Annotated in this window: 26 protein-coding genes and 3 tRNA genes; 11 read left to right on the forward strand and 18 right to left on the reverse strand. The window is 54.9% G+C overall.

Annotated features, from left to right (window positions below):
- Positions 1 to 12: 12 nt before the first annotated feature.
- A complete protein-coding gene (sufE, locus tag ACN1CO_RS04780; RefSeq protein WP_419138050.1) occupies positions 13 to 429 on the forward strand; it encodes a cysteine desulfuration protein SufE in 417 nt (138 codons plus the stop codon).
- Positions 430 to 485: 56 nt separating this feature from the next.
- Entirely contained in the window at positions 486 to 1,511 is a 1,026-nt protein-coding gene (locus ACN1CO_RS04785) for a L,D-transpeptidase family protein (RefSeq protein WP_419138051.1), read from the forward strand.
- Between the two features lie 79 nt (positions 1,512 to 1,590).
- Here ACN1CO_RS04785 and ACN1CO_RS04790 read toward each other — a convergent pair whose 3' ends face one another.
- The 6 genes from ACN1CO_RS04790 to ACN1CO_RS04815 form a co-directional block, all read right to left on the reverse strand.
- Positions 1,591 to 1,827, reverse strand: coding sequence for a major outer membrane lipoprotein (locus tag ACN1CO_RS04790; RefSeq protein WP_003853216.1), 237 nt, complete (start codon positions 1,825 to 1,827; stop codon positions 1,591 to 1,593).
- A gap of 304 nt (positions 1,828 to 2,131) precedes the next feature.
- A complete protein-coding gene (gene pykF / locus ACN1CO_RS04795; RefSeq protein WP_419138052.1) occupies positions 2,132 to 3,544 on the reverse strand; it encodes a pyruvate kinase PykF in 1,413 nt (470 codons plus the stop codon).
- A 344-nt stretch (positions 3,545 to 3,888) separates the two neighbouring features.
- Positions 3,889 to 3,965, reverse strand: a tRNA-Val gene (locus ACN1CO_RS04800).
- A 20-nt stretch (positions 3,966 to 3,985) separates the two neighbouring features.
- A tRNA-Val gene (locus tag ACN1CO_RS04805) sits at positions 3,986 to 4,062 on the reverse strand.
- Positions 4,063 to 4,065: 3 nt separating this feature from the next.
- Positions 4,066 to 4,142: transfer RNA gene (locus ACN1CO_RS04810), tRNA-Val, on the reverse strand.
- Between the two features lie 153 nt (positions 4,143 to 4,295).
- The gene (locus tag ACN1CO_RS04815; protein WP_419138053.1) at positions 4,296 to 5,669 is read right to left on the reverse strand and encodes an MATE family efflux transporter; all 1,374 of its coding nucleotides are present in this window, start codon (positions 5,667 to 5,669) and stop codon (positions 4,296 to 4,298) included.
- A gap of 201 nt (positions 5,670 to 5,870) precedes the next feature.
- Between ACN1CO_RS04815 and ACN1CO_RS04820 the strand changes: the two genes are divergently transcribed.
- Positions 5,871 to 6,530: a riboflavin synthase subunit alpha gene (locus ACN1CO_RS04820; RefSeq protein WP_283545521.1), complete on the forward strand. Its 660-nt coding sequence runs from the start codon at positions 5,871 to 5,873 to the stop codon at positions 6,528 to 6,530.
- Between the two features lie 248 nt (positions 6,531 to 6,778).
- On the opposite strand, the gene cfa is transcribed toward ACN1CO_RS04820, so the two are convergent.
- Positions 6,779 to 7,927 carry a cyclopropane fatty acyl phospholipid synthase gene (gene cfa, locus ACN1CO_RS04825; RefSeq protein WP_419138054.1) on the reverse strand — a complete coding sequence of 383 codons (1,149 nt, stop codon included), beginning with the start codon at positions 7,925 to 7,927 and terminating at the stop codon, positions 6,779 to 6,781.
- Positions 7,928 to 8,235: 308 nt separating this feature from the next.
- The gene (punC, locus tag ACN1CO_RS04830) at positions 8,236 to 9,438 is read right to left on the reverse strand and encodes a purine nucleoside transporter PunC (RefSeq protein ID WP_419138055.1); all 1,203 of its coding nucleotides are present in this window, start codon (positions 9,436 to 9,438) and stop codon (positions 8,236 to 8,238) included.
- 107 nt (positions 9,439 to 9,545) lie between these two features.
- Between punC and punR the strand changes: the two genes are divergently transcribed.
- The gene (punR, locus tag ACN1CO_RS04835; protein ID WP_283545518.1) at positions 9,546 to 10,451 is read left to right on the forward strand and encodes a DNA-binding transcriptional activator PunR; all 906 of its coding nucleotides are present in this window, start codon (positions 9,546 to 9,548) and stop codon (positions 10,449 to 10,451) included.
- Here punR and purR read toward each other — a convergent pair.
- Positions 10,448 to 11,473: an HTH-type transcriptional repressor PurR gene (gene purR, locus ACN1CO_RS04840; RefSeq protein WP_283545517.1), complete on the reverse strand. Its 1,026-nt coding sequence runs from the start codon at positions 11,471 to 11,473 to the stop codon at positions 10,448 to 10,450. The two genes, punR and purR, sit on opposite strands and share 4 nt — an antisense overlap.
- A gap of 281 nt (positions 11,474 to 11,754) precedes the next feature.
- Between purR and ACN1CO_RS04845 the strand changes: the two genes are divergently transcribed.
- Positions 11,755 to 11,844 carry a YnhF family membrane protein gene (locus ACN1CO_RS04845; protein ID WP_419138056.1) on the forward strand — a complete coding sequence of 30 codons (90 nt, stop codon included), beginning with the start codon at positions 11,755 to 11,757 and terminating at the stop codon, positions 11,842 to 11,844.
- 47 nt (positions 11,845 to 11,891) lie between these two features.
- Here ACN1CO_RS04845 and ACN1CO_RS04850 read toward each other — a convergent pair whose 3' ends face one another.
- Positions 11,892 to 12,701, reverse strand: coding sequence for a C40 family peptidase (locus ACN1CO_RS04850; protein ID WP_419138980.1), 810 nt, complete (start codon positions 12,699 to 12,701; stop codon positions 11,892 to 11,894).
- A 365-nt stretch (positions 12,702 to 13,066) separates the two neighbouring features.
- Between ACN1CO_RS04850 and ACN1CO_RS04855 the strand changes: the two genes are divergently transcribed.
- Positions 13,067 to 13,402, forward strand: a complete 336-nt coding sequence (locus ACN1CO_RS04855; protein ID WP_170933470.1) for a Grx4 family monothiol glutaredoxin — start codon at positions 13,067 to 13,069, stop codon at positions 13,400 to 13,402.
- Positions 13,403 to 13,445: 43 nt separating this feature from the next.
- Here the strand turns inward: ACN1CO_RS04855 and rnt are convergent, their stop codons facing one another.
- The 4 genes from rnt to ACN1CO_RS04875 all read right to left on the reverse strand — a co-directional run bounded on the left by rnt (position 13,446) and on the right by ACN1CO_RS04875 (position 16,504).
- Complete coding sequence (gene rnt, locus ACN1CO_RS04860; RefSeq protein ID WP_419138057.1) at positions 13,446 to 14,114, reverse strand: ribonuclease T; 669 nt, start codon at positions 14,112 to 14,114, stop codon at positions 13,446 to 13,448.
- A gap of 120 nt (positions 14,115 to 14,234) precedes the next feature.
- Complete coding sequence (gene gloA / locus ACN1CO_RS04865; protein ID WP_008926200.1) at positions 14,235 to 14,642, reverse strand: lactoylglutathione lyase; 408 nt, start codon at positions 14,640 to 14,642, stop codon at positions 14,235 to 14,237.
- A 116-nt stretch (positions 14,643 to 14,758) separates the two neighbouring features.
- Positions 14,759 to 15,856, reverse strand: a complete 1,098-nt coding sequence (locus ACN1CO_RS04870; protein WP_283545515.1) for an alkene reductase — start codon at positions 15,854 to 15,856, stop codon at positions 14,759 to 14,761.
- 51 nt (positions 15,857 to 15,907) lie between these two features.
- Positions 15,908 to 16,504: a TetR/AcrR family transcriptional regulator gene (locus ACN1CO_RS04875; protein WP_419138058.1), complete on the reverse strand. Its 597-nt coding sequence runs from the start codon at positions 16,502 to 16,504 to the stop codon at positions 15,908 to 15,910.
- A 174-nt stretch (positions 16,505 to 16,678) separates the two neighbouring features.
- Between ACN1CO_RS04875 and ACN1CO_RS04880 the strand changes: the two genes are divergently transcribed.
- From ACN1CO_RS04880 to ACN1CO_RS04895, 4 genes are all read left to right on the forward strand, one after another.
- The gene (locus tag ACN1CO_RS04880; protein WP_003850275.1) at positions 16,679 to 16,918 is read left to right on the forward strand and encodes a DUF1289 domain-containing protein; all 240 of its coding nucleotides are present in this window, start codon (positions 16,679 to 16,681) and stop codon (positions 16,916 to 16,918) included.
- A gap of 68 nt (positions 16,919 to 16,986) precedes the next feature.
- Positions 16,987 to 17,883, forward strand: coding sequence for an aldo/keto reductase (locus ACN1CO_RS04885; RefSeq protein WP_419138059.1), 897 nt, complete (start codon positions 16,987 to 16,989; stop codon positions 17,881 to 17,883).
- 84 nt (positions 17,884 to 17,967) lie between these two features.
- On the forward strand, positions 17,968 to 18,486 hold the full coding sequence (gene sodC / locus ACN1CO_RS04890) for a superoxide dismutase [Cu-Zn] SodC (protein WP_419138060.1): 519 nt from the start codon (positions 17,968 to 17,970) through the stop codon (positions 18,484 to 18,486).
- A gap of 130 nt (positions 18,487 to 18,616) precedes the next feature.
- Positions 18,617 to 19,084, forward strand: coding sequence for a hypothetical protein (locus tag ACN1CO_RS04895; protein WP_419138061.1), 468 nt, complete (start codon positions 18,617 to 18,619; stop codon positions 19,082 to 19,084).
- Between the two features lie 6 nt (positions 19,085 to 19,090).
- Here the strand turns inward: ACN1CO_RS04895 and ACN1CO_RS04900 are convergent, their stop codons facing one another.
- The 3 genes from ACN1CO_RS04900 to ACN1CO_RS04910 are packed head-to-tail and all read right to left on the reverse strand — an operon-like array spanning position 19,091 to position 22,187.
- Positions 19,091 to 21,091: an FUSC family protein gene (locus ACN1CO_RS04900; RefSeq protein WP_419138062.1), complete on the reverse strand. Its 2,001-nt coding sequence runs from the start codon at positions 21,089 to 21,091 to the stop codon at positions 19,091 to 19,093.
- The gene (locus ACN1CO_RS04905) at positions 21,088 to 21,945 is read right to left on the reverse strand and encodes an efflux RND transporter periplasmic adaptor subunit (RefSeq protein WP_419138063.1); all 858 of its coding nucleotides are present in this window, start codon (positions 21,943 to 21,945) and stop codon (positions 21,088 to 21,090) included. The genes ACN1CO_RS04900 and ACN1CO_RS04905 overlap by 4 nt, the downstream gene beginning before the upstream one ends.
- Positions 21,946 to 21,950: 5 nt before the next feature.
- Positions 21,951 to 22,187, reverse strand: a complete 237-nt coding sequence (locus ACN1CO_RS04910) for a DUF1656 domain-containing protein (RefSeq protein WP_010245554.1) — start codon at positions 22,185 to 22,187, stop codon at positions 21,951 to 21,953.
- Between the two features lie 150 nt (positions 22,188 to 22,337).
- Here ACN1CO_RS04910 and slyA point away from each other — a divergent pair, with 150 nt between their 5' ends.
- The gene (gene slyA / locus ACN1CO_RS04915) at positions 22,338 to 22,775 is read left to right on the forward strand and encodes a transcriptional regulator SlyA (protein WP_419138064.1); all 438 of its coding nucleotides are present in this window, start codon (positions 22,338 to 22,340) and stop codon (positions 22,773 to 22,775) included.
- Positions 22,776 to 22,815: 40 nt separating this feature from the next.
- On the opposite strand, the gene slyB is transcribed toward slyA, so the two are convergent.
- Complete coding sequence (gene slyB / locus ACN1CO_RS04920) at positions 22,816 to 23,283, reverse strand: outer membrane lipoprotein SlyB (RefSeq protein ID WP_419138065.1); 468 nt, start codon at positions 23,281 to 23,283, stop codon at positions 22,816 to 22,818.
- Positions 23,284 to 23,415 lie beyond the last annotated feature (132 nt).

Raw genomic sequence — 23,415 nt, forward strand, 5'->3', positions numbered from 1 at the left:
ACGGAGTGAGTGATGGCGACTTTGCCTGAAAAAGAGAAACTGGTTCGCAACTTCAATCGTTGTGCTAACTGGGAAGAGAAGTACCTCTACATCATCGAGCTGGGTGCAAAGCTTCCGGAATCTTCTGAAACCTTACACCAGCCGGAGAACGTGATTTCGGGTTGTCAGAGTCAGGTGTGGATCAGAATGACCCCGCAGGAAGATGGTTCCATTGCGTTTGAAGGCGACAGCGATGCTGCTATCGTTAAAGGTCTGATTGCTATCGTATTTAGTCTTTATCAGAACCTGCCGCCCGCCGAAATCCTGGCGCTGGATGTGCGCCACTGGTTTGGCGAACTGGCCCTGATGCAGCACCTGACGCCCACCCGGTCGCAGGGGCTGGAGGCGATGATTCGGTCTATTCGGCATACCGCTCAGAACCTCAGCTAAGTTACACTCGACAGACGCCATCCGGCGTCTGTTTTTTTATCTGACGAGAAAATTGCATGAAACCTGCTTTACGTTTAGCCGGTGCATTGCTGCTGACCTGCTTTGGGCTCTCTGCACCCGCGTTCGCCACCGAATATCCGCTGCCACCGCCTGACAGTCGCCTCATTGGCGAAAACGTCCTGACTCAGGTTCCTGATGATAAACAACCCCTGGAATCCATCGCGTCCCGCTACCAGGTCGGCCTGCTGGGAATGCTGGAGGCGAATCCCGGTACCGATCCCTGGCTACCCAAAGCGGGCACCCAGCTGACGGTGCCGCTGCAGATGATCCTGCCGGATACGCCGCGCGAAGGGATTGTGGTGAATCTCGCCGAGCTTCGTCTCTACTACTATCCCAAAGGGGAAGATAAGGTCATCGTCTATCCCATCGGCATTGGCCAGCTGGGTGCGGCAACGCCCGTCATGGTGACGCAGATCAGCCAGAAGATCCCAAACCCCACCTGGACACCCACCCCGAATATCCGCAAGCGTTACGCTAAAGAGGGCATTACGCTGCCTGGTGTGGTTCCTGCCGGACCGGATAATCCGATGGGGCAATTTGCCATGCGTCTGGCGCGCGGCACCGGCCAGTACCTGATCCATGGCACCAATGCGAAGTTTGGCATCGGCATGCGCGTCAGTTCAGGCTGCATCCGTCTGCGTTCAGAGGATATCGAAGCGCTGTTTAACGCTGCGCCAAAAGGCACGCGTGTTCAGATCATCAATCAGCCGGTGAAGTACGCCGTGGAGCCGGATGGGAAACGCTACGTGGAAGTACATCAACCGCTTTCGCGTAACGACAAAGACGATCCGCAGACCATGCCGATTGCAATCACCAGTGACCTGAAGAAGTTCATGAAAAGTGAGAAGAGTGATAGCGCGCTGATTAAAGCGAGCTTAACGCGTCGCTCAGGCATGCCTGTGCTGGTCAGCAGTGGAGAACCGGTGCAGAGTGACACCGTGCCGCCTGCGGGGCTGGAGAATGCGTCTGCGGGCGCAGAAAACCCGGTTGTGCAGGCTGAAAGCAAAGCAGTTCAGCCCTGAAGTAATACGTGCCTGAAAGGGCACGAAATTCAGGCAAAAAAAATGGCGCCATAAAGGCGCCATTTTTAAACCAGAACTCTTACTTACGGTAAGAGTGAGCCTGGTTGTCCAGACGCTGGTTAGCGCGTGCTGCGTCATCTTTAGCAGCCTGAACGTCTGAACGCACTGCGTTCACGTCGTTGCTCAGCTGGTCAACTTTAGCGTTCAGAGTCTGAACGTCTGAAGACAGCTGGTCGATTTTAGCGTTGCTTGAGCAACCAGCCAGCATAGTTGAAGCCAGAACTACCGCGCCCAGTACCAGTTTAGTACGATTCATTATTTATACCCTCTAGATTGAGTTAATCTCCATGTAGCGTTACAAGTATTACACAAAGCTTTTTAAGTTGAGAATAAATTTTTGATGAGAAGATGCTTAAATTTGATCGTTCGCTCAAAGAAGCAGCGAATCCCAGAACATGATAGAAAAATTTAGCTAAAACAGAGAGATTTAATCGGATTAACCTTCATATAAAGCGTAATCGGATTGTTATTTTCGATTGGATTTTTCTGACATTTGCTTTAAGTAGAAATAAAAAAAAGCGCCTGAGTCAGGCGCTTTAAAATAACCGTTAAAAAAAGTTTTACAGTACGTGTACGGAAGCCGTGTTGGTAGTTCCGCTTGGTACTAATGCACCTGACACCAGCACCACGACATCACCTTTCTGACCATAGCCACTTTCCAGCGCCGCTTCTTTGCCCAGACGATAGAAATCGTCGGTTGACGCGATCTCGGTCACCAGACGCGTCTCAATGCCTTTGCTCAGAATCAGCTGACGGGCCGTGGTCGCATTGGTGGTCAGCGCCAGGATGGTCGCGTTCGGGAAATACTTACGCACGGCTTTAGCTGACTTACCGCCTTCAGTAGCGACCACAATCAGTGGGGCTTCCAGCTTCTCAGCCGTCTCAACGGCACCACGGCAGACTGCCTCGGTGATACGCATTTTGCGGTTATCACTCTGGCTGTCGATGCGGGATTTCATCACGCGATCGGTACGCTCACAGATAGTCGCCATGATGGTGACCGACTCCAGCGGATAACGGCCTTTGGCGCTCTCACCTGACAGCATGACGGCATCAGTTCCGTCGAGGATGGCGTTGGCGACGTCACCGGCTTCAGCGCGGGTAGGGCGCGGGTTCTTGATCATGGAATCAAGCATCTGGGTGGCAGTGATAACCACTTTGCGTGCTTTATTACATTTTTTGATCATCATCTTCTGCGCGAAGATCACTTCTTCAACCGGGATCTCAACACCCAGGTCGCCACGCGCAACCATGATGCCGTCTGAGGCTTCAAGGATTTCATCGAAGTTGTTCAGACCTTCCTGGTTTTCGATTTTGGAGATGATCTGGATGTGCTCGCCGCCGTTCTGTTTCAGGTGCTCACGAATTTCCAGCACGTCAGAACGTTTACGGATGAATGAGGCGGCAACAAAATCTACGCCCTGCTCACAACCAAAGATCAGGTCGCGCTTATCTTTTTCAGCCAGAGCTGGCAGCTGGATGGAGACGCCTGGCAGGTTAACGCCTTTGTTCTCACCCAGATCGCCATTGTTCAGGACTTTACACACCACGGTGTTTTCGGTGACTTCCGTCACTTCCATGCCGATCAGGCCATCATCGACCAGCACGGTGTTGCCGATTTTCAGGTCAGCAGTGAAGCCCGGGTAGGTGACCGCAACGCGCTCGCTGTTGCCGATCACGCTCTGGTCGGTCGTAAAGGTAAAGGTCTGACCCGCTTTCAGAGCAGCGTCGTTGCCGCCTTCCAGTTTCATGGTGCGGATTTCAGGGCCTTTGGTATCCAGCAGGATCGCGGCCTGACGGCCGGTTTTTTGCATTACGGCACGCATGTTGGTGATGCGCTGACCATGCTCCGCATAGTCGCCGTGGGAGAAGTTAAGACGCATAACATTCATGCCAGCTTCAAGCAGCTGAGTCAGCATCTCTTCGGATTCGGTTTTCGGGCCGATTGTACAAACGATTTTAGTCTTTTTCATGACGGATTTTCTGTAAGTTGTGATGGATGAATAAGGGCGGAATTCGATGGCAGCGCACCGAAGTGAAATTTCTGATTGAGACTGAAAAGGGCAGTACTGAGTAAGAATAGGTGACGAAGGCCAGGCGTGCAGGGAAGTTGTGCGGTTACGGTTGGTAACCACCACGCTGTTGTTGCGCAAATCATTTGAGTTATCGCAGTATGCACGTGATCGCTGAAACCTTTCAAGTAAGCAACGCGGGACAGTATAGACGCTAAGTATGCGAAAACCAATCAAAAAGCTGAGGGGGGTGACGATGCAGATCAATAAAAGTGGAGTTGCGCAAACTGAGGAAATTCTGAAAGTGGTGCGCTCTAATGGACTCGAACCATCGACCCCCACCATGTCAAGGTGGTGCTCTAACCAACTGAGCTAAGAGCGCATTTTAAATCTTCTGAATATTGGTGCGTCCGAGTGGACTCGAACCACCGACCCCCACCATGTCAAGGTGGTGCTCTAACCAACTGAGCTACGGACGCACTTGGTGCGCTCTAATGGACTCGAACCATCGACCCCCACCATGTCAAGGTGGTGCTCTAACCAACTGAGCTAAGAGCGCAACATGCTGTCAGGGCGACAGCGGGGACGAATATTAACGGCAGCGTGTAAGGCTGGCAAGGGGAAAATAGTTTTTTCGCCGTGACTGAGCAGCAACTGTGCTAACCGTCGTTTTTTTCGTCATTGCGGGCCATGAGTGACCCGCATTTTTTGGCTAGCGCGCCGCACGCGTCAGAATCATTTCAGCCGGGAATTGCTGTAACCGCCTGATGCGCCAGAGCATCATGATGGCAGCCGAGGTCAGGCCGATGATAAAGCCGCACCAGAAGCCCGCCGGTCCCATTCTGGGCACAATCCAGTCGGTCAGCGCAAGCAGATAGCCAGCTGGCAGTCCCAGCAGCCAGTAAGCGATAAAGGTAATAAAGAAAATCGACCGCGTATCTTTATAGCCGCGCAGGATACCGCTGCCAATCACCTGAATCGAGTCTGAGAACTGATAAATCGCCGCCAGCAGCATCAACTGTGCCGCCAGCGTCACCACCTCGGGATTGTCGGTGTAAAGCAGAGCAATCTGATGACGGAACGTGACGGTAAAAATCGCGGTCAGCGCCGCCATACTGATGCCGACACCCTGGGCGGTCCAGGCTGCCACCCTGGCCTGCTCGGTGGAGCCCTGACCCAGACGATACCCGACGCGGATGGTGGTCGCGACACCCAGCGACAGCGGCAACACGAACATCAGTGAACTGAAGTTCAGCGCGATCTGGTGACCGGCCACGTTCACGATGCCTAGTGGCGAGACCAGCAGCGCGACAACGGCGAACAGCGTGACCTCAAAGAAGAGGGCCAGCGCCACCGGCAATCCCAGCGTCATCAGGCGGCTCAGAATCGGACGCGAAGGCGGTGACCAGCGACTTTCCATCCGGATGTCGCGCATGCTGCCCATCCGACGCACCCAGAAGCGCATGCAGATAAACATCACCCAGTAAACCGATGCGGTTGCTACGCCGCAGCCGACTCCGCCCAGAGCGGGCATGCCGAAGTGCCCATAGATAAAGACATAGTTGAGCGGGATGTTGAACATCAGCCCCAGGAAGCCCAGCACCATACCGGGTTTGGTCTTCGACAACCCCTCGCACTGATTACGCAGCACCTGGAAGAAGAGGTAGCCAGGTGCACCGAACAGCAGGGCGTGCAGATAGCCTTCTGCTTTCAGCGCCAGCGCGGGATCGATGTCATGCATCGCCCGGATGAGATAACCGGCATGCCACAGCAGCACCATAATCAGCAGGGAGACGAAGAAGGCGAGCCAGTATCCCTGGCGGATCTGTTCGCCGATGCGTTCGCGGCGACCTGAACCGTTGAGTTGCGCAACGGTGGGCGTCAATGCAAGCAGAAGACCATGACCAAAGAGGATGGCCGGAAGCCAGACAGAGGTGCCGACAGCAACGGCGGCCATATCCGTGGCGCTGACTGCGCCGGCCATAATGGTATCCACAAATCCCATTGCGGTTTGAGCCACCTGAGCAAGGATGACCGGAATCGCAAGGGCCAGCAATTGACGCGCTTCTGTTAAATACTTCTGCACGTTAACACCTGACTTGTTGAATGAATTAAAAGGCAGAAAAGCCCAGGAAATTGCGCGAGCTAGTGTAACTGGCGTAACACTATTCGCCAATCTTTGTCACACAATGCGTTTTGCCACAGATTACAGAGGCGGCGCGGGCTGAATTCTAACAGCCGACCTGAGCTGTGATAAACTAGCGTAAACTTCGCAGAGGCAAAGACTATGTTTACCGGTATTGTGCAGGGCACCGCAGAAATCGTGTCCATTGAAGAGAAAGAACTGTTTCGTACCCACACTGTCCGACTGCCGGAAGACCTGTTACCGGGTCTGGCGCTGGGCGCATCGGTAGCCCATAACGGTTGCTGCTTAACCGTGACGGCAATTGAAGGCGACCGTGTCAGTTTTGATTTAATTAAAGAGACATTGCGGGTAACTAATCTTGGCGATTTACGTCAGGGCGATGTGGTCAATATTGAGCGTGCAGCCAGATTCAGCGATGAAATAGGCGGCCATCTGATGTCAGGTCATATTATGACCACCGCTGAAATCTGCAAGATTATCCAGTCAGAACATAACCGCGAAGTCTGGTTTAAAATCCAGGATCCAACGCAGATGAAATATATCCTGCATAAAGGTTTCGTTGGCATCGACGGTATTAGCCTCACGGTAGGCGATGTGACAAAGACTAAATTCTGCGTCTATCTGATCCCGGAAACGCTGGAGCGCACGACTCTGGGTGCGAAGACGTTTGGCGATCGGGTCAATATTGAGATCGATCCGCACACCCAGGCAATCGTAGAGACCGTTGAGCGGGTGTTAGCACAGCGCGATGCTGCGGCGGCAATGAGCATGCTGACCGGCCAGCCTGCCTCCGAGAGTTAATAAAGGGCGTGTAAGCGCCTTTGAGAGTAGTGATAGGATCTGAACTGTTTTGCTGTTTTACCGAGCCATCACAGGGAACACGGTCATATCGGAAAGACGCAAAATCCGCCATCCATGGCACGCTCGGCCCGCGCCGTCCCTGGCGCGGGACGCTTTCCTCTTCTGACCGTGTTCCCTGCGCGTTGAGCTTATTCGTTGCTGTGATATTCTATATGTTTTGGCATTCGCAGCGTTTGCATGACAGGGCACTACCGCGCCACCCGTAATCCCCCCTCAACACCCCGACTGAACACAATCTGCCACAGCTGAATATCACGCGCCCGGAAGGCACCGGCGCAGGCATTCAGATAATAGGAGAACATCCGCTTAAAGCGTTCGCCATATTTATCGGCCAGCTCGGGCCAGGCCTGCAAGAAGCGTTCATGCCAGGCCATCAGTGTTTTATCGTAATCGGCACCAAAGTTATGCCAGTCTTCCAGAATAAAATGAGGTTCGCTGGCATCCGCCACATGACGCACTGAAGGAAGACAGCCGTTGGGGAAAATATATTTATCGATCCAGGGATCGACACTCATATCGGTTTTAATCGCACCGATGGTGTGAAGCAGGAAAATACCATCAGGCTTTAAATTACGATCGACCACATCAAAATAGATGGCGTAATTTTTTGGCCCGACATGCTCAAACATCCCCACCGAAACGATGCGATCAAACTGCTCATTCAGGTCGCGATAATCCTGCAACAGAATCGTGACGTCTAAACCGCTACAGCGCTGCTGCGCCAGTTTCTGTTGTTCGGCGGAAATCGTCACACCATACACTTTGACGCCGTAATGACGTGCGGCAAATTCCGCGAGTCCGCCCCAGCCACAGCCGATATCCAGCAGCGACATTCCGGGTTCCAGCGCTAATTTACGGCAGATCATATCCAGCTTAGCTTCCTGCGCGGCTGCCAGCGTCGTCGCCTCTTTCCAGTAGCCACAGGAGTATTGCATGTACGGGTCAAGCATCAGTGTAAAGAGGTCGTTACCCAGGTCGTAATGCTCTTTACCGACAATCCACGCCCGTTTTTTTGATTGCAGATTAGTTAAGCGGGCGGCGGCAATGCGCAGCGTGTCTTTAAAGTGATGAGGAAGCTGCTGATCGAGTTTATGTTTAAGCACCTGATGGAAGAAGATATCCAGCCGGTCACACTCCCACCATCCATCCATATAGCTCTCACCGAGCCCAAGTGAACCCTCTTGCAGAACACGTTTAAAAAACCCGGGATGCGTTACATGGATATCCCAGGGACGTGAACCATTGATTTCGATATCTGCTTTTTCCAGCAGTTCATGAACGATGCGATACCAATGGTTCTCTTCAGGGCTCACTGCTTCTGCATAAGATGAACTCATAGCTGTTCCACCACCTGTCCAATCTGAACCTGAACAAAGAATAGCCAATTTCGTCAGGCATTGAGAAACGTCACGGATGACTCCGCACACCGGTTATTGTGTGATACAGAGGACTGGAAGAGCCTGCAACTGGTCGGTAGGGTGAGAATAACGCGCGCGAATACCGTCCCGGCAACAGGGTGCCAATCAGATTATTACGTTATTATATTGTTGATTTATTACAGATTTGTTGACCCGAATGAGTATATTCTCACGCGGGTCAATATTCAATCACTTATTGTTAGGATGCTAACTAAAAAGTCAGTGTGTCAGTGATTATCCTGGCAGGCAGGTTGCGGAGAGGCAACAACAGTTTGTGCGCTTGCGGCACGCTGCATGGCGTAACCGATCAACGCGAGCACAATGGTCACCGCCATCATCAGCGTGGTGGTAAACAGCGCCTGAGTTAATCCGGCTGATACCGCCAGGCTGGCGGCGAAGCAGAGTCCTAACTGCAGGGTGTTCTGCAACGCGGCCGCTTTACCGGTGGCATCCGGGAAGGGCATCAGTGCGCTGGAAACCACAATCGGATAGATCGCACCGTTAGCCAGCGCCATCCCGCAGAACGGCACCATCAGGCTCACCAGCGTGCTGTTACCTGCAAGCGCAACCGCAAACAGTGCCATAATGCTCAGGCTGTAGACGCCCAGCAACCAGGGCAGCAACTGTGCGCCGTTAAAGCGGTTGAGCAGGGCGCGACAGCCGAATCCGCCGATTAAAAAGGCCAGGGTCTGTGGCACATAGCTCAGACCGATATCGGCGGGCGAGAGACCCAGATCCGCCAGAATAAAGGGCGAGCCAGTCAGCCAGGCAAAGAAGCTGGCAGAACAGGCAGAGTAGATCAGCACGTTGCCGCTGTAGACCCGCGATTTCAGCAGAGTAAAGAAGCCCGGCTGCGCCCTTTTTTCACCTGCAACTTTACGAACGGTGGGCAGACGCAGCGTGGTCATAATTAATGCCACCGCAATCAGTGTCAGCACCAGGAAAATCGAACGCCAGTGGAAGTGGCCTATCAGCCAGGCACCCAACAACGGCGCCAGTGCCGGAGAGAGCGCAACCAGCGGCATAATGGTGGCAAAGACTTTGTTGGCACGCGCAGCAGGGTAGCGATCCACCACCAGTGCCTGCCAGCTCACGGCCGCAGCACAGACGCCAATCGCCTGCACAAAGCGCAGCGCCAGCATCAGATAAATATCATTCACCCACAGCATGCCCGCACAGCCGATGCCAAACATCACCAGTCCGGCTAGCAGCACAGGTTTACGGCCGATGCGGTCGGAGAGCGGTCCCCAGAAGAGCTGACCTGTGGCGAAGCCTCCCAGAAAGAGACTCATACTGGCGCTGATCAGGCCGGGCGAGGTATTAAAGGTTTGCTGCATCGCACCAAAGGCGGGCAGGTACATATCCGTGGCTAAAAAGCCGAGCATGCTCAGCAGGGCAAGGTAAGGCATAAATCCTTTATTCGACAACATCTCATTCTCATATTTGCAGGATAAACGCGGCAGAGTGTAAGAGGTGCGTTTGCTGCTGTGAAACGGTAATATTTGCCGATTGCTGTTAAAATTTTTGAAGGCAGATTATGTGGTCAGAATATGCATTAGAAGTGGTTGACGCGGTCGCCCGTGGGGGCAGCTTCAGCGCGGCCGCGCAGGAGTTACATCGGGTGCCCTCTGCCATCAGCTACACGGTGCGCCAGCTGGAGAACTGGCTGGCAGTGCCGCTGTTTGAGCGTCAGCATCGCGAAGTGGTTCTCACTCCGGCAGGCGAGCATTTTGTCCGGGAAGGGCGCAGCGTCATCAAAAAAATGCTTGCCACCCGGCGACAGTGTCAGCAGCTCGCCAACGGCTGGCGCGGGCAGCTCAGCATTGCCGTTGACCGTATCGCCAAACCTCAGCGCACCCGGCAACTGGTCAAAGATTTCTATCGGCACTTCCCCGATATGGAGCTGATCATCAGCTATGAAGTCTTTAACGGCGTCTGGGATGCGCTGGCCGATGGTCGGGTGGAGGTCGCGATTGGGGCCACCCAGGCAATTCCGGTGGGCGGACGTTTTGCGTTTCGCGATATGGGCACCCTCAACTGGCGCTGCGTGGTCGCGCCCGATCATCCATTAACGCAGGCGAGCCAGATCGATGATGACACGCTGCGTAGCTGGCCTTCACTGGTGCTGGAAGATACCTCGCGAGCGCTGCCGCGCCGTATGACATGGACGCTGGATAACCAGCGCAGGCTGGTGGTGCCGGAATGGCAGACCGGTCTGGAGTGCGTGCAGGCGGGATTGTGTGTGGCGATGGTGCCGGGTCATCTTGCCAGACCCCTGCTCGACAGCGGCGATCTGGTGGAACTGACACTGCCAGTGGCATTTCCGGATAGCCCCTGCTGCGTCAGCTGGGCTGAGGATCGCGCATCACCGGCGACAGGCTGGTTGCTCAGCTATCTGGGTGATGCGCAAACGCTTAATCAGGAGTGGTTAAGCGAGGATTAGCGGCGATAATCGCGGAACGGACCATCGGCCACGGAACGGCGTTCAATCAGCGTGGGATGGACTTCGATCGTTTGTGAAATTTCACGCTTACTGGTGATGCGGTCCAGCAGCATATCCAGCGCTTTTTCACCCAGTTGGGCTTTAGGCTGATGCACGGTTGTCAGGGCCGGTGCGAAATAGCGGGCATTGCGCACATTGTCATAACCGATCACCGAAATATCCTGCGGGACGCGCAGGCCCATCTCGTCGGCGGCGCAAATCGCGCCCATCGCCATGATGTCACCGCCGCAGAACACCGCCGTCGGGCGCTGTTTCTGTGACAGGATCTGCTGCATCGCCTGATAGCCTGACTCCGGCTCGAAGTCACCCTGCACAATCCATTCGGCGCGCGGCTGAATACCTGCTTCTTCCAGCGCTTTCAGGAAACCGGCATGGCGTCCGCCACCGGTGTTGCGCTCCATCTGGCCGGGGATTGCACCAATATCACGGTGTCCGCGTTCAATCAGATAGCGTCCCGCCAGATAGCCGCCCTGGAAGGCATTATCCAGCACCGTGTCGGTGAAGTCGGCGCGCGACTCGCCCCAGTCCATCACCACCATCGGGATATTGCGGTTCTCTTCCAGCATCTGCAGCAGGTCGTCCGGATACTCAGAACACATCACCAGCAGACCATCGACGCGTTTCTGCGCCATCATGCTGAGATAGGCGCGCTGTTTTTGCAGATCGTTATGCGCATTACCCAGAATCAGCGTGTAGCCTTTGTCAAAACAGTGATTTTCAACCGCTTCAATAATTTCAGCGAAATAGGGCGCTTCGCTGGAGGTGGCAAGCAGGCCCAGCGTTTTGGTGTGGTTCACTTTCAGGCTGCGCGCGACGGCGCTCGGCGAGTAGTGTAGCTCTTTGATCGCCTGCCAGACCGCGTTGCGCGTCTCTTCAGCGACAAAGCGGGTTTTATTGATGACGTGCGAAACGGTGGTCGTTGAGACGCCGGCGCGTTTTGCCACATCTTTAATTGTTGCCATGAAAATCGGACTCCAGTGCTTATCTAACTCTATGATAAGCGTAGTGTTAAACGTTTGCGTCTGCTCAGGGTTTTTTCCGCAAAAATGCAGCTTTTCTGGCCGGTAAACAGGCCGCTGGCGGAGAATAAACGTCTTAAAAGATGCGCAAACGGAATCAGAGTTGCGCGCGTTGCGCAACAAAGGCGGGATTCTAACAAGGCTGGACGGATAAAACGAGATTTTTACCGGGTCGTGTGGGAAAATGCCATATCCCTATAAATTGTATGACTAAGGAGCAAGCAATGAGTACCGATCTGAAACTGGCGTTAATGACCTCCGTGGGCTGTTTGCTGATGATTGTGGCCTTTAGTTTTACTGCCATTCTGCACTAATAAAAAAAGCCGGGATTATCCCGGCTTTTTTCTGACTGAACTGCTGCTCAGCGAATGGTTCTCGGCGTCATCACCCGACGGGCACCGATGTAGTGGCGCTGCCAGTAATCTTCCCCTAATGCGCTGATCTGAATATCTTTGCCGGTACGTGGCGACTGAATAAACTTACCATCGCCCAGGTAAACGCCGACGTGGTCAGCCGTACCGCGACCGTTAATGCGGAAGAAGACCAGATCGCCTTTCTCCAGCGACTCACGCTTGATGGGCGCGGCGTCACGCAGGTGATACATCTCGTTAGCGGTACGCGGGATCTTAAACTTCACCAGATCTTTATAGGCGTACCAGACCAGACCGCTGCAATCGAAACCGGTATGGGGTGAGGTGCCGCCCCACTGATAAGGTTTACCTAACTGGCCCATCAGCTTGGTCATCGCGGTTTCGCGTGCCTTCTGATAACGCTGACGGTGGGATTTGCTCATTTTAATCGTGCCCGGCTCGCTGGTGGTGATCTCAGCCGTTTTCAGCTGGCGCTGATGACCATAGCGTTTCTTCTCTTTATTTTTTTCTTTGGTTTTGCTGATACGGGCGGTTTTAAGCGAGGTCTTCTTAGCAGGCGTCTGTTTAGCAGTGAGTTCGACTTTTTTCTGTTTTTTCGTTTTTAGTTTTTGAACAGGGCTGAGGCGAGTTTTTTTGGTCACCGTTTTTACCTGGCGACGCTTGCGGCGCTCATCGTCGCGCGCACTCTTTTTTTCTGCTTTATGCGTACTGACGTTCACCGGCGCGTGCGGGGAAGCAGCAGCGACGTTGAAAAACAGTTGCGCAAAGGCCAGCATGAAAAGCGTAATGATTAAACGCATAGTCCGTTGATTAGTTAAGTTGTCAGGGCCACTACGCACCGCGACAAAGTTGAGATTAATCTGATCCAGGATCAGCGCCCAGGCCATTCTAGTCCAGTTCGTTTAAAAACTGTAATGCCTTTTAATATTAATCTTTGCAACCCACGTAATCGCGTTGAAAATGAACATTTTCAGCGTCTTATATCAACGAAATTATTACGAATTATTAAACTGTTACCAGCTGTTAATAATCAGGAAATCAGGCGTCCCGAAGCGGGACTTAACAATGATGGCGATTTAATCGGGCAGCGGTCAAAATCTCATTTTCAGTCACGCTGCGAAGTCGCTACAATAAACAAACACGAAGTGACGAATTAAGGAAGGCAATAATGAGTACTGTAGAAAAAATTCAGCGCCAGATCGCAGAAAACCCGATCCTGCTGTACATGAAAGGTTCCCCGAAACTGCCTAGCTGCGGTTTCTCTGCACAGGCGGTACAGGCGCTGTCAGCCTGTGGTGAGCGTTTTGCTTACGTGGATATTCTGCAGAACCCGGACATTCGTGCCGAGATGCCGAAATTCGCTAACTGGCCAACTTTCCCGCAGCTGTGGGTTGATGGCGAGCTGGTCGGTGGCTGCGACATTATCGTTGAGATGTTACAACGTGGTGAACTGCAGACGCTGATCAAAGAGACTGCAGAAAAGTTTAAAGAAGCAGAATAAAAAAAGGCCGACATCATGTCGGCCTTTTTCATTGCGGCATCCCTTATGCGGATGTCGTGGCTTCTGCATCACCTTCCGCGAAGGGCAGTGGCCAGCCACCTAACCGTTTCCAGCGGTTCACCAGCTCGCAGAACAGCGTTGCCGTCTGCTGAGTGTCATAAAGCGCCGAATGCGCCTGCGTACTATCAAACTCCATTCCTGCCGCAATACAGGCTTTCGCCAGTACCGTCTGACCCAGCACCAGTCCGCTCAGCGCTGCGGTATCAAAGGTGGCAAACGGGTGAAACGGATTGCGCTTCAGGCTGGCACGTTCCGCCGCCGCTGACATAAAGTTCAGGTCGAAGGTGGCATTGTGCGCCACCATAATGGCGCGATTACAGCCGCTGTCTTTAATGCCCTTGCGCACCATTTTGAAAATGGCGTGTAGCGCATCATATTCACTAACTGCGCCGCGAAGCGGATTACTCGGATCGATACCGGTAAAGGCCAGCGCTTCCGGATGCAGCAGCGAACCGACAAAAGGTTCGACGTTGAAGTGCAGCGTCTGGTCGATCTGAATCCATCCCTCTTCATCCATTTTCAGCGTGATAGCGGCAATTTCCAGTAACGCATCGGTTTGCGCATTGAAACCGGCGGTTTCAACGTCGATCACCACCGGATAGAAGCCACGGAAACGTTGATTGAGTGCATTAGGGGAATTCGATTCAGACATCAGGATCTCGTTGCAGAAAAAGGGCAGCGCGTATTATGGCAAAAAACGGGGCCGGGTGCAGCAGATGAAGCGAAGAGAAGGGGATTCAGCCCACCCGGGCGGGCAGGCTGAGGGGCAGGTTTAGTTGCCCAGGCCGTTACCGGCATCCTTGTTTTCGATCAGCTCGATTTTGTAGCCATCGGGATCTTCAACAAAGGCAATAATGGTGGAGCCGCCTTTAACCGGACCCGCTTCACGCGTCACGTTGCCGCCATCTTTGCGGATACGTTCGCAGGCTGCTGCTGCGTCATCAACGCCCAGCGCAATGTGACCATAGGCATTACCGAGGTCATACTTATCGACGCCCCAGTTGTAGGTCAGCTCGATCACCGCACCTTCGCTCTCGTCGGTGTAGCCCACAAAGGCCAGGGTATATTTATATTCGGTGTTTTCGCTCTGACGCAGCACGCGCATTCCCAGCACACGGGTGTAGAAATCGATAGAACGTTGCAGATCGCCAACGCGCAGCATGGTATGAAGTAAACGCATAACATCCTCTTTGAAATAAAATGCCATCGCCGGATGACCCAGGCGATAAGTATAGCGATGAAAATCGCCATTGAATAATGGCTGCCGCCATCGTCCCGGACGGCAGCCTAAAACGGTTACAGCGTCGGGTAGTCGATATACCCTTCAGCGCCGCCGCCGTAGAAGCTTTCAGGACGCTGTGGATTGAGTGGGGCATCCTGCTGCAGACGCTCAACCAGATCCGGGTTAGCAATGTAATCACGACCAAACGCCACCGCATCGATCAGACCGCGACCAATCAGATCATCCGCTTTCTCAACGGTATAGGCACCGGCACCAATGATGGCACCCGGGAACAGATCACGCACTTTCTGACGGAAGGCGTCAGTGTAAGGCTGACCACCGGCCCAGTCTGGCTCTGAAAGGTGCAGATAGGCGATGTTGCGTTTTGCCAGCTCGCCGATGTACCACAGCGCCGCTTCTTCTTCGTCCGGACCGTTGTCCAGATTCTGGAAGCTGCCGATAGGCGAGACGCGAATACCGATGCGATCGGCTGACCAGTTAGCAATCACCGCATCAACCACTTCCAGCGCAAAGCGACCGCGTTTTTCGATGCTGCCGCCATATTCGTCGGTACGCTGGTTTGAACCCGGCGCCAGGAACTGGTGCATCAGATAGCCGTGCGCGGAGTGCAGCTCAAGCAAATCAAAGTCCGCTTCACGGGCATTGGCCGCAGCCTGACCAAAATCGGCCACGATCTGCTTGATCTCTGGCACGGTCAGTTCACGCGGCACTGAGGTATCTTCGCGGTAGACGCTGCCATCTTCAGCACGCAGTGAAGTACGGGTGCCGGCAGCAATTGCTGATGGCGCGACCGGTGCTTTGCCTTCCGGCTGCACGCTGTTATGAGAGATACGACCGGTGTGCCATAACTGTACTGCGGTGTGACCGCCAGCCTGATGCACGCCTTCGTTAATCACTTTCCACGCTGCAATCTGTGGCTGCGTATGTAAGCCTGGCGCACCGGCATAGCCTTTCGCCTGGAAAGAGATCTGGGTCGCTTCGGTGATGATCAGACCGGCGCTGGCGCGTTGACGGTAATATTCCGCCATCATCGGGGTAGGGATGTCGCCTGGCTCAATGCTGCGCAGACGGGTCAGCGGTGCCATAAATACGCGGTTTGGGACGGTAATTGCGCCGACTTTCAGCGGACGAAACAGCTGGGTACTCGCCATATAGAGCTCCTGATTAGTAGACCAGTCGTCTACAAATACGTTTTTTAAAAATCAGTGGCTTTTAAGCCACTGTTCGATGGTACTCAATGCCAGACGCAGTGGCTGCGCCTCGCGGGAAATTTTGCTCTGCAGGCTCGCACCGAGCCACAGCAGCGACAGCAACTCCGCCATCTGTGCGGGAGGTTGCGGCAGGCTCAGCGGCTCCTGCTGTTCAGCGGCGATCAGCGTTCTGGCATAGAGCGCGGTAATCTTTCCTGCACCCTGCTGCAGTGCGTCACGCATCGGCTCAGAGAGATCGCATACCTCAGCGGAGACTTTGACACCCAGACAGCCGACGATATGGCCCTGCTGTACAAACAGCTCAACGGCAGCACGAAAATGATTAAGCAGGCGCTCACGCGGCGTGCCGTCAGTCTGGTTAAGTTGTAACTCTACATCCTGCAGGTAACGCGCAAAGTAGCGTTCCAGTAACGCCACGCCAAACGCCTCTTTAGAACGGAAATAGTAGTAGAAGGAGCCTTTCGGCACCGCCGCCTGCGTCAGCAGTTCGCTGAGGCCCATTCCGGTAAAGCCGCGTTGCAGACAGAGTTGCTCACCTGTCTGGAGCAGGTGTTCGCGGGTTTCATTGCGTTGTAGCGTCTTATTCATGGCAATGAGATTAGTAGACCAGTCGGTCTAATGCAACGCTGCACCGTGCATTTGGCACAGAGTGTTCACCTGTAACTGAAAGAAAAGGATAATTCTGATCGGGCGGGGCTTACTTCCTGCGCAACCAGGCTACGCTTTTTAATAGACTGTTTATTCTGTGAATCCGGAGTCGTGGTGGCCGAGCAGCTTGAGTTTTTCCCGGTTCCCAGCCCCTGTCGCGGCATCTGCCAGACTGATGCACGCGGCTACTGCCTGGGATGTTTACGCAGCCGCGATGAGCGGTTCAACTGGCTGCGCTTCAGCGATGCGCAAAAGCGTGAGGTGATACGCCTTTGCCAGCAGCGTCGTCAGCGCCTGCAACGGCAACAGAAAGGCGACGAGCCGCCCGAACCCCAACAGCCGGAGTTATTCTGACGACTTTGCGCTTTCCGTTATACTCTCTGACACATTAATTACAGCCCACGCGCAACAGGGAGAACGTCATGTTAGAACCGCAAGCCATCGCTTCACAGGGGCCCGATTTTTCACCGCTGGTTATGGGGTACTGGCGTCTGATGGAGTGGGGCATGTCGCCTCAGGAGCGGGTCGCCTTTATTGAGCACCATTTGAGGCTTGGCATTACCACGGTGGACCATGCCGACATCTACGGTGATTATCAATGTGAGGCGGCGTTTGGCGAGGCGCTGAAACTGGCACCCGGCCTGCGCGACCAGTTGCAGATAGTGACCAAATGCGGCATCGCCACCCGCGCCCGGCCTGAACATCAGATTGGCCACTACATTACGGATAAAAGTCATATCCTGCAGAGTGCTGAAAACTCACTGCGCCATTTCCACACCGATCGTCTCGACCTGCTGTTGATCCATCGTCCCGATCCGCTGATGGCCGCTGACGAGGTGGCTGAAGCCTTTATGGCACTGCATCAGAGTGGCAAGGTTCTGCATTTTGGCGTCTCCAACTTCACCCCATCCCAGTTTTCCCTGCTGCAATCGCGACTGCCGTTCTCGCTGGTGACGAATCAGCTGGAGATCTCCCCGGTTCAGCAAAGCGTGCTGCTGGATGGATCGCTGGATCAGTGTCAGCAGTTGCGCATTCGTCCGATGGCCTGGTCCTGCCTGGGCGGTGGCCGCTTGTTTAACGATCCGCATTTCCAGCCACTGCGAAACGAACTGGAAGCGGTGCGGCAGGAAACCGGTGCTACCAGCCTGGATCAGGTGGTCTACGCATGGATACTGATGCTGCCGTCGCGCCCGCTGCCGATCATCGGCTCCGGTAAAGCGGCGCGGGTCAGCGAAGCTGCGGGTGCACTGAACTTAATTCTGACTCGTCAGCAGTGGTTCCGCATTCGCAAGGCAGCGCTGGGATTTGATGTGCCCTGAAGCGTAAAACTGCGTCAATCTCCGGCAAAATAGCGCAACAGCGACCAGACTTATCTCAAACCCTGGGATGCAAATGGAGTCACCATGAAAATGAAAGCAATTGCGCTATTCGCTCTGATCGCCTGCGGTGCAGCACAGGCTGCCAGCGAGCAGGTTACGATCCATCAGGTTACTGCTGAAGGGATTGGAAAATCGCTAGGTACCGTAAAGATTGACGAGACACAGTATGGCTTGCAGTTCACGCCGGATCTGCAGGGGCTTCAGCCGGGCATTCATGGCTTCCATGTCCATGCCAAAGGCAGCTGTGAGCCGGGCGAGTCAGCCGGCAAAGTGGTCGCCGCCGGTGCGGCGGGTGGTCACCTCGATCCCGCCCACAGCGGCAAACATCTGGGACCGTATGCAGAGGGCCATCTGGGCGACCTGCCTGCGGTCTATGTCGATGACAAAGGCAACGCCACCTATCCGGTGCTGGCACCGCGTCTGAAATCGTTAAAAGAGATTAAAGGCAAAGCGCTGATGGTGCATGCAGGCGGGGATAATCATGCCGACCATCCTGAACCGCTGGGCGGTGGCGGGGCGCGCTATGCCTGCGGCGTAATCTGAATTTCCGGGCGGCCGACAGTGGCCGCCCGCTTTTCTCCAGACTGTTTATGAATTGTTGTACCATCCCTGACATTTCCCCCCTATGATATTGATTCAGGTACGAAAGCGTGATGGGGAAAGGAGCAGGAAAATGAAATTCAAGGGCGCATTACTGCTGTGTCTGCTGCTGGTGGGATGCGATAAACCCAATGATACGCAACTGGTTACCGAAACCGGACGCGAGCTTCAACGCACCATTGATACCAGTCCGATGCGTGCCACCTGTGAAAAGATCGCCAAAGGCCGTGAATGGCTGAGTCGCAACATGGTGCACAAGCTGGAAGCGCAGGGCTGTGATCAGGTCTTTCGCAGCGCAACCGAAACCAATTTCACGGATAGCACTATCTATCGCCACGCCATGACTATGGTGTGCGGGGGGATTCACGGTCAAAGTTTTACCGGCACTGAGCTGACGCGCCGCTTTATCTTCTCACCCGATGAGAAAGCGCTGGTGATTGAACCGATGACCGAAATGGATAAAACCCGCTTCGAAGGCCATAAAACGCTGCAACAGCTGCAGGATGATTTTAACCGGCAACAGCAGCAATATTGCCAGTAGTCGCAGTCACTCTGGCACCGCCTGCTTAAGCTGTGCCAGCGAACAGCGTAATCGCCAGATAATCCCCGCCAGTTCGCTGGCCTCGTTGTTTTCCAGCGCCAGCAGTGCGGCGATGGTCGCCTCCAGTTTCGTCAGCATCTGATCCAGCGAGCTGTGGCGCACGCCGCGGCTGCTGATAATCTGCTGTAAATTTTGCAGGCTGCTATCGCGAAACGTCATCAGCGCCGCCGAACCGGCGCGCCATTCACGCAGCTGCCAGACAATATGCGAGCAGTTGAGCAGCACTACGCCCCAGCGGAGTAGCCAGACGCGCGCCTGCTCATCCCGGCTGTGACTGAGCTGACTGATACGGTGATAAATCTGCGATTCAAAGCGGCTCTCGCTGAGCCGGGGTCGTTGCCGCAGCTGGTCGAGAAACGCCAGCCGCAGCGCCCGGATATGGCGACGGCTGCGCCGCGCATCGGAACTGGGCCGCAGAATCTGAAACGCCAGCCAGGCGAGCAGCACGCCGCAGACTTTGGCGATGTTATCGTTAAAGAAGTCCTGATAATCCCAGGTGGGCGGATTGGTCACCGCAATAAACGATCCCATAAAGACGATAAACTGCCCCCACATCCCGGCGCGCTGTTTCTGCTGCAGCTTGAAGAGTTGCAGCGTGACCAGCAGCGGAAACAGAAACAGTAAAAACTGCCACAGCTGACTGATCTGCACCATCAGGCCAAATTTCATCACAAAGCTAAACGCAAACAGCCACAGCAGCGTTTTCAGCAGCAGCGTGACGCTGCCGCCGGGTGAGGGCACAGAGGCGTAAAGCACGCAGGCAATGGCGGTTAAGGTCAGCGCGGAAGCCCCGGAAGACCATTGTGTGTTGATCCAGAAGGCGCAGCCCAGCACGATCACACAAAAGGTGCGCAGGGCGCTCCAGCCCGCTTCGGCACTGTCACTGTCGCGCGCCAGCGCCGGAACCGGCGGCGGCTGAAAACGGGTATCGGCATCGGCGCGATCCAGCAGCCGGATCCAGCGCAGCACGTTGAGGTACATCCAGCAGAAGTAGCGCAGTCGCTGACAAAAGGCACGCTGCCGGTAGTCGCCATCTGCCGCAGGCGTCACGCTGCGCAGGATTTGCGCCAGACGATATTTATCGCACGCCGGTTTCGCCAGCTCAGCCAGCAGGAGCTGCAGTGCCTCAAACAGCGCCTCTGGCGCGTCGGGCCAGTTCAGCAACATGCGGCGCAGGCTGGAGAGCACGCTGGTGAGTCGCAGCTGCTGGTGCAGCACATAGTTCAGGACGTTGTTCTGTCGCCGAAAGCGGTAGTGGCTCCAGAATGCCTGAATCCGCAACAGATTCATGGTCAGGATCTGGCTGATGACGTTTTCATGCGCGACACGAATAGTATCGCTGGCCGAGGGCTGCAGCAGTAACACCGCATGCTCCAGCAGGCGGGCATGCATCTGCTTCAGTGAGGTGATCAGCGTCTCGCCGTCGGAGGTGCTCGGCAGCACCATCATCATCAGACCGGCGCAGAGAATGCCGGAGATCACTTCGCAGACGCGTGCCTGGGCGATGGTCCACAGTGTGGTGATATCGGTGATATTAACGCTACTGAAGGCGATGATGGCGGCGGTGTAGCCCGCCAGCGAAAACGCATAGGCGACGTTGTTCTGATAGTGATTTGAAATGCCGGTGCAGAGCGCCAGCCACCCGGCAATCGCAAAGGTAAATAGCCATGGCTCATTCAGGGTATGCCCGGCGATCAGCAGCGCGGCGCTGGCCCCCAGCAGGCTGCCGACGATGCGGCCAAGACTTTTACTGATCGCGCCGCCAACGGTTGGAAAGCTGATCACCGCAGCCGAGGTCATTGCCCAGTAAGGCTCATCGAGATCCAGCCCATAGGCGATGCTCAGCGCCAGACACATGGCGATAGCATTCCGCAACGCATAGCGCCACTGACCGGCGCTTGCCTTAATCCAGGGCAGTTGATCCCAGGCCAGCCACTGAAAATTCATGGCTGGATGGTGATGGTGCAGCTGGTGCCGGCCACCAGATCGGCATCGGCCGGAAGCGAATCGAGACGAATGCGCACCGGCACCCGCTGCGCCAGCCGCACCCAGGGCACGTTGGGTTTGATATCGGGCACCAGGCCGCTGTCGGTCTCAATGCTCTGGTCATAGATAGCGCGGCCAATACTGTCCACCTGGCCCTGCAGCCGCATGCCATTGCTGTAGAGTACCACCTGGGCCGCGGCGCCTGGACGAATATGGCGCAGCTTGGTTTCTTCGAAATAGCCCATGACGTAGTAAGAGTGGCTGTCGACCAGCGCAAACAGGGGCGAACCGGCGGTGGCATAGTTGCCGGGACGCAGTGTGAGATTGGTGATCCAGCCATCAGTCGGTGCGGTCAGCGTGGTCTGTTGCAGATTCCAGCGCGCCCGTTCCCACTCCGCCTGCGCGGCTTTGGTGCTGGCGGCTGCCGCTCCGGCGCTTAAGCGTGCCGCATCGAGATCCTCGGCGGAGATGATGTTGCGCGGCAAACTGCTGCGTCGGTTAAATTCGTGCTGCGCTTTCGCCAGATCCGCCTGCGCTTTGCTGAGTTGAGCGGCAGCGTTGTCGAGCGCGATCTGCCACGGCACCGTGTCCAGGGTGAGCAGCAGCTCGCCCTTGTGCACAAACTGATTGTCTTTGACCTTCAGTTGCGTAATCCGGCCCGAGACCTGAGGCGTGATGTCCACCAGCTCTGCCCGCACTTTCCCGTCACGGGTCCAGGGCGACTGCATGTAGTAGTTCCACAGCCAGCCACCGGCCAGCAGCGCCAGGGCAAAGACAATCAGCGTTGAGAAGTATTTTACCGCGTTAAATTTCATATCGATTATCCGTGACCGATGAGCCAGAGTGCAGCGGTAACGCACAGCACAAACAGGGAGAGATCAAACAGGGTGGGATGCCAGACATCGCCAGAGTAGATCCAGCCGCGCACCAGTGGGTGGATCAGCAGCCAGAAAAAGAAGCCAAGGATCACCGCTTTGAATATCGGCGGGAAAAACAGTGAGGCGCCCACGACCAGATCGGTCAGCGGATTCGCACCTGAAAAAGCAGGAGTGAGCACGTGATAACATCCTTCGTTAACCCAAACGGCAGAGGGGAAGCGCTGCCCCGTTATCATGCCCTGGTCGGGGATTTGTAATTTGTCCTGTAAACTCGCAGAATAGTGTAAAATCTGGCTTGATAGCTAGCAAGCTAATTATAAGGAGCTGAAATGGATACGCCCCTCGGAACGGATTTATCTCGTCTGGTGCGCATCTGGCGCGCGTTGATTGATCAGCGGCTCAAGCCGCTTGAGCTGACGCAGACTCACTGGGTGACATTGCACAATATTCATCAACTGCCGCCCGAACAGTCGCAGATTCAGTTAGCCAAGGCGATTGGTATTGAACAGCCCTCGCTGGTACGCACCCTGGATCAGCTGGAAGAGAAAGGACTCATTACCCGTACGACCTGCGCTAACGATCGTCGTGCCAAGCGCATCAAGCTGACGCAGCAGGCGGAGCCGATTATCGAACAGGTTGAGAGTGTGATTGATGAGACGCGGGACGATATCCTGTCCGGCATCAGTCGGGAAGAGATCAGTCAGATGGTGACGCTGATTGCCCGGCTTGAGAAAAACATTCTCGAACTTCAGAACAAAGAGAAATAAAAAAACCGACGCCAGGGCGTCGGTTTTTTGTTTTACAGCATTAGCGAGGTGAAACCGTCACCTGGCTGCCGTTTGACGCCATCGCGACACGCTGGCCAACAGAGTAACGCGAGGCAGCCTGCTTCTGAACTACCATGATGGTATTGCCATCATCCTTGCGGATTTCCAGCTCAACGCCATCCGTTTTATTGACTGCGCCCTGTACGCCCTGGCCTGCTACGCCACCCAGAACCGCACCACCGGCTGTCGCCAGGCTACGTCCGGTGCCGCCACCAATGGTGTTACCCAGGAAGCCACCCAGCACCGCACCACCGATTGCACCGATGACGTTGCTCTCATCGCCGCCCTGGATTTGCACCGGACGCACAGAGACGAGGGTACCATACGATACATTCTGCACCTGCTTCGCTTCACTGGCACTGTAGGTATCACCCGACAGCGTACTGGTATTGCTACAACCTGCCAGCATAGCACCGGCCAGAGCGACCACAATTACACGCTTAATCATTTGAAACTCCTTTAGTCGAGAAGGCGCCACGTTTACCGCTGTATCCTGCACTCAGTATAAGACACAAACCTGGCAAATTAATCCCTGTCCGAATAAAACACGGTTGGACGAAGCATAGACTATGCAGGATCA

Source organism: Pantoea sp. R13S299, assembly GCF_048515925.1.
In the GTDB taxonomy this organism is placed as follows: Bacteria; Pseudomonadota; Gammaproteobacteria; order Enterobacterales; family Enterobacteriaceae; genus Pantoea.

Excerpts from the sequence above, each read along its gene's own strand:
- sufE (WP_419138050.1), top strand. The coding sequence starts at position 13 with ATGGCGACTTTGCCTGAAAAAGAGAAACTGGTTCGCAACTTCAATCGT.
- ACN1CO_RS04785 (WP_419138051.1), top strand. The coding sequence starts at position 486 with ATGAAACCTGCTTTACGTTTAGCCGGTGCATTGCTGCTGACCTGCTTT.
- ACN1CO_RS04790 (WP_003853216.1), bottom strand. The coding sequence starts at position 1,827 with ATGAATCGTACTAAACTGGTACTGGGCGCGGTAGTTCTGGCTTCAACT.
- pykF (WP_419138052.1), bottom strand. The coding sequence starts at position 3,544 with ATGAAAAAGACTAAAATCGTTTGTACAATCGGCCCGAAAACCGAATCC.
- ACN1CO_RS04820 (WP_283545521.1), top strand. The coding sequence starts at position 5,871 with ATGTTTACCGGTATTGTGCAGGGCACCGCAGAAATCGTGTCCATTGAA.
- cfa (WP_419138054.1), bottom strand. The coding sequence starts at position 7,927 with ATGAGTTCATCTTATGCAGAAGCAGTGAGCCCTGAAGAGAACCATTGG.
- punC (WP_419138055.1), bottom strand. The coding sequence starts at position 9,438 with ATGTTGTCGAATAAAGGATTTATGCCTTACCTTGCCCTGCTGAGCATG.
- punR (WP_283545518.1), top strand. The coding sequence starts at position 9,546 with ATGTGGTCAGAATATGCATTAGAAGTGGTTGACGCGGTCGCCCGTGGG.
- purR (WP_283545517.1), bottom strand. The coding sequence starts at position 11,473 with ATGGCAACAATTAAAGATGTGGCAAAACGCGCCGGCGTCTCAACGACC.
- ACN1CO_RS04845 (WP_419138056.1), top strand. The coding sequence starts at position 11,755 with ATGAGTACCGATCTGAAACTGGCGTTAATGACCTCCGTGGGCTGTTTG.
- ACN1CO_RS04850 (WP_419138980.1), bottom strand. The coding sequence starts at position 12,701 with ATGCGTTTAATCATTACGCTTTTCATGCTGGCCTTTGCGCAACTGTTT.
- rnt (WP_419138057.1), bottom strand. The coding sequence starts at position 14,114 with ATGTCTGAATCGAATTCCCCTAATGCACTCAATCAACGTTTCCGTGGC.
- gloA (WP_008926200.1), bottom strand. The coding sequence starts at position 14,642 with ATGCGTTTACTTCATACCATGCTGCGCGTTGGCGATCTGCAACGTTCT.
- ACN1CO_RS04870 (WP_283545515.1), bottom strand. The coding sequence starts at position 15,856 with ATGGCGAGTACCCAGCTGTTTCGTCCGCTGAAAGTCGGCGCAATTACC.
- ACN1CO_RS04875 (WP_419138058.1), bottom strand. The coding sequence starts at position 16,504 with ATGAATAAGACGCTACAACGCAATGAAACCCGCGAACACCTGCTCCAG.
- ACN1CO_RS04885 (WP_419138059.1), top strand. The coding sequence starts at position 16,987 with ATGTTAGAACCGCAAGCCATCGCTTCACAGGGGCCCGATTTTTCACCG.
- sodC (WP_419138060.1), top strand. The coding sequence starts at position 17,968 with ATGAAAATGAAAGCAATTGCGCTATTCGCTCTGATCGCCTGCGGTGCA.
- ACN1CO_RS04895 (WP_419138061.1), top strand. The coding sequence starts at position 18,617 with ATGAAATTCAAGGGCGCATTACTGCTGTGTCTGCTGCTGGTGGGATGC.
- ACN1CO_RS04900 (WP_419138062.1), bottom strand. The coding sequence starts at position 21,091 with ATGAATTTTCAGTGGCTGGCCTGGGATCAACTGCCCTGGATTAAGGCA.
- ACN1CO_RS04905 (WP_419138063.1), bottom strand. The coding sequence starts at position 21,945 with ATGAAATTTAACGCGGTAAAATACTTCTCAACGCTGATTGTCTTTGCC.
- slyA (WP_419138064.1), top strand. The coding sequence starts at position 22,338 with ATGGATACGCCCCTCGGAACGGATTTATCTCGTCTGGTGCGCATCTGG.
- slyB (WP_419138065.1), bottom strand. The coding sequence starts at position 23,283 with ATGATTAAGCGTGTAATTGTGGTCGCTCTGGCCGGTGCTATGCTGGCA.